The organism is uncultured Amaricoccus sp., assembly GCF_937858865.1.
In the GTDB taxonomy this organism is placed as follows: domain Bacteria; phylum Pseudomonadota; class Alphaproteobacteria; order Rhodobacterales; family Rhodobacteraceae; genus Amaricoccus.
This window is the reverse complement of record NZ_CALLYO010000108.1, coordinates 1-4,345: the sequence shown is the minus strand read 5'-3', so window position 1 is coordinate 4,345 and position 4,345 is coordinate 1. Positions and strand designations below refer to the sequence as shown.

Here is a 4,345-nt window from a genome sequence, read left to right as displayed (position 1 = left end):
CGCGACTCTGGCGACTTCTACTTCATCGAGGTCAACCCCCGCGTCCAGGTCGAGCACACGGTGACCGAGGAAGTCACCGGCATCGACATCGTCCGCGCCCAGATCCTCATCGAGGAGGGCGCCACCATCGCCGAGGCGACCGGCAAGGCGAGCCAGGCCGACATCACCCTCAACGGCCACGCTATCCAGTGCCGCATCACCACCGAGGACCCGCAGAACAACTTCATCCCCGACTACGGCCGCATCACCGCCTACCGCGGCGCCACCGGCCACGGCATCCGCCTCGACGGCGGCACCGCCTACTCGGGCGCCGTCATCACGCGCTACTACGATTCGCTCCTCGAGAAGATCACCGCCTGGGCGCCGACGCCCGAGATGGCAATCGCCCGCCTCGACCGGGCGCTCCGTGAGTTCCGCATCCGCGGCGTCTCGACCAACGTTGCCTTCGTGCAGAACCTGCTCAAGCACCCGACCTTCCTCGACGGCTCCTACACCACCCGGTTCATCGACACGACGCCCGGGCTCATGCACTTCAGCCAGCCGCGCGACCGGGCGACGAAGATCCTCACCTACATCGCCGACATCACCGTCAACGGCCACCCGGAGACCGCCGGCCGCCCCCGCCCGCCGGCCGAGGCCCGGCCGCCGAAGCCGCCCGTGGTCCCGGCCGATGCGCCGCCCCCCGGCACCCGCCAGCTCCTCGAGGAGAAGGGCGCCAAGGCCGTCGCCGACTGGATGCTGGGGCAGGAGCGCCTCCTCGTCACCGACACCACTATGCGCGACGGCCACCAGAGCCTCCTCGCCACGCGCATGCGCTCCTACGACATGATCTGCGTGGCGCCGGCCTACGCCCACATGCTGCCGCAGCTCTTCTCGGTCGAATGCTGGGGGGGCGCGACCTTCGACGTCGCCTACCGCTTCCTGCAGGAATGCCCCTGGCAGCGCCTGCGCGACCTGCGCGCGGCGATGCCGAACCTCATGCCGCAGATGCTGCTGCGGGCCTCGAACGGCGTCGGCTACACCAACTACCCCGACAACGTGGTGCAGACCTTCGTCGCCCAGGCGGCGAAGTCGGGCGTCGACGTCTTCCGCGTCTTCGACTCGCTCAACTGGGTCGAGAACATGCGCGTCGCGATGGACGCGGTGATCGAATCGGGCAAGATCTGCGAGGCGGCGATCTGCTACACGGGCGATCTCGCCGACCCGGCGCGCTCGAAGTACGATCTCGCCTACTATGTCGCCATGGCCAGGGAGCTCGGCCGCGCCGGCGCCCACGTCCTCGGCATCAAGGACATGGCCGGCCTCCTCAAGCCCGCCGCCGCCTTCACGCTGGTCAAGACCCTGAAGGAGGAGGTGGGCCTGCCCATCCACTTCCACACCCACGACACCAGCGGCATCGCCGCGGCGAGCATCCTCGCCGCCTCCCGCGCCGGCGTGGACGCGGTCGACGCCGCGATGGACAGCTTCTCCGGCCACACCTCGCAGCCCTGCCTCGGCTCGATCGTCGAGGCGCTGATGCGCACCGAACGCGACACCGGCCTCGACATCGAGGCGATCCGCCAGCTCTCCGACTACTGGGAGGCGGTCCGCAACCAGTATGCCGCCTTCGAGGCCGGGCTGAAGGCACCCGCCTCCGAGGTCTACCTGCACGAGATGCCGGGCGGCCAGTTCACCAACCTCAAGGCGCAGGCCCGCTCGATGGGGCTCGAGGAGCGCTGGCACGAGGTCGCACATATGTACGCCGAGGTGAACCGCATGTTCGGCGACATCGTGAAGGTCACGCCCTCGTCCAAGGTGGTCGGCGACATGGCGCTGGTGATGGTGGCGCAGAACCTCACCCGCGCCCAGGTCGAGGACCCGCAGACTGAGGTCGCCTTCCCCGAGAGCGTCGTCGACATGATGAAGGGCAACCTCGGCCAGCCCCCCGGCGGCTGGCCGGCGGCGCTGCAGAGCAAGGTGCTGAAGGGCGAGCCGCCGATGACCGGCCGCCCCGGCGCGGTGATGCCGCCCGCCGACCTCGACGCGCTGCGCACCGAGGCGCGCAAGCTCACCCGCGAGGGCGAGGCGATCGACGACGAGGACTTCAACGGATACCTGATGTATCCCAAGGTCTTCAGCGACTATTTCAACCGCCACCGCGACTACGGCCCGGTCAGGACGCTGCCGACCCCGGTCTATTTCTACGGCATGCAGCCCGGGCAGGAGATCTCGGTCGAGATCGACCCCGGCAAGACCATCGAGGTCCGCCTGCAGACCGTCGGCGAGACCAACGCCGAGGGCGACGTGCGCGTCTTCTTCGAGCTGAACGGCCAGCCGCGCACGGTGCGCGTGCCCGACCGCAAGGCGCAGGCCGCCGCGCCCCGCCGCCCGAAGGCCGAGCCGGGCAACCCCGCCCATGTCGCCGCCCCGATGCCCGGCGTGATCGCGAGCGTCGCGGTCAAGGACGGCCAGCCGGTGCAGGCGGGCGACCTGCTGCTCACCGTCGAGGCGATGAAGATGGAGACCGGCCTCTACGCCGACCGCGCCGGCCGCGTGAAGGCGCTGCACGCCCAGCCGGGCTCGCAGGTCGACGCCAAGGACCTTCTCATCGAGATCGAGGCGATCTGAGCGGCTCTGGCCGAATTGTTTCGTGGCAATGGTTTACGAGGATTCGCTCGATCTGGAACGCATATGGGATCCGTATGGAATCCGTATTGCATCTGAAAGAGTCGGGATTGATCCGTTAACGCGGGCGCGAGGCATTCGCGCCGACGGCGTATCATCCAGATGATCCGTGCGATCCGTGACCTATGTGCTGGAGTCCCGAGGCCCGATTGAACCGAAAATGAATCAAGCAATATCAATCCATTCACCTGCGTTTCGCGTGCGCAGCGCGCAAGCCCGGCCATGAGCGCGGACGACGGAACGGCGGCGCTCGCGGTGGTCATCGCCGTCGAGGACCGCCTCGACAAGGCGCTCGCCGCCTCCGTGCCCGAGGCCTCGGGCCTCAGCCGCTCGCGCATCCAGGCGCTGATCGCCGAGGGTGCGGTGGCCGATGCCGGCGGCGCGATCCTCGACGATGCCCGCCTCCGGCTGCCGGCTGGAAGCGAGGTCGTCATCACCCTCCCGCGCCCGCGGCCGATCAGTGCCGCGCCCGAGGCGATCCCGCTCGACATCGTCTACGAGGACGCCGACCTCATCGTCGTCGACAAGCCGGCCGGCCTCGTCGTGCACCCCGCGCCGGGTGCGCCCGACGGCACCCTGGTCAACGCGCTCCTGCACCACTGCGGCGGCACCCTCTCCGGCATCGGCGGGCGGCTCCGCCCCGGCATCGTCCACCGCATCGACAAGGAAACCTCGGGCCTCCTCGTGGTGGCCAAGTCCGACCTCGCCCACCACGGCCTCGCCCGCCAGTTCGCCGCCCACGACCTCGAGCGGCGCTATCTCGCCGTGACCCACGGCGCGCCCGACCCCGCCGACCCCCGCCTCGCCCATCTCGCGGGCATCGGCTGGGAGCCGGGCGGCGTGCTCCGCGTCGAGGGCCGCATCGGCCGCCACCCCGGCGACCGCAAGCGGATGACCGTGCTCAGCAAAGCCGGCAAGCCGGCCGTGACCCGCGCCCGCGTCCTCGAGCGCTTCGGCCCGGCGAAGAGGCCCGTCGCCGCCCTCGTCGAGTGCCGCCTCGAGACCGGCCGCACCCACCAGATTCGCGTCCACATGGCCTTCGCCGGCCACCCGCTCGTCGGCGACCCGGTCTACGGCCGCCGCCGCGCCGCCGGGCCCCTCGCCGCCTTCCCGCGCCAGGCGCTCCACGCCGCGAGCCTCGGCTTCGTCCACCCGATCACCGGCGCCCGGCTCACCTTCGCGTCGCCCCTCCCCGCCGACCTCGAAGCTCTGCTCGCGACCTTGCGAAATTGTAACGAACCGGCGGTGTGCAACGAACAGAAGGTATCCTATAACGACCGGTAAAGACGCGTGCGGAGCGGCCGGCTCCGCGAGAAAGGGTGCCATTGGCCTACGAAAGGTTGCCCGCGCCTTCCCCCGAACAGGGCCTGGCGCGCTACATGCAGGAGATCCGCCGCTTCCCGATGCTGGAGCCGGAGGAGGAATTCATGCTCGCCAAGGCCTGGGTGGACCATGGCGACAAGGAGGCCGCGCACAAGCTGGTCACCAGCCACCTGCGCCTCGCCGCCAAGATCGCCATGGGCTACCGCGGCTACGGCCTGCCGACCGCCGAGGTCATCTCGGAAGCGAACGTCGGGCTGATGCAGGCGGTGAAGCGGTTCGATCCGGACAAGGGCTTCCGCCTCGCCACCTATGCGATGTGGTGGATCCGCGCCTCGATCCAGGAATACATCCTGCGCTC

3 protein-coding genes are annotated in these 4,345 nt (G+C 69.8%); all 3 read left to right on the top strand.

Features of this window, described 5'->3' with window-relative positions; translation table 11 throughout:
* Positions 1-2,607, top strand: a 2,607-nt coding sequence (gene pyc / locus Q0112_RS02900) for a pyruvate carboxylase (protein ID WP_297971160.1), incomplete at its 5' end; no start/stop codon positions are given.
* Between the two features lie 279 nt (positions 2,608-2,886).
* A complete protein-coding gene (locus tag Q0112_RS02895) occupies positions 2,887-3,948 on the top strand; it encodes an RluA family pseudouridine synthase (protein WP_297971157.1) in 1,062 nt (353 codons plus the stop codon).
* A gap of 95 nt (positions 3,949-4,043) precedes the next feature.
* Positions 4,044-4,345: sigma-70 family RNA polymerase sigma factor (locus Q0112_RS02890; protein ID WP_297971164.1), on the top strand; the 302-nt coding region annotated here is incomplete at its 3' end.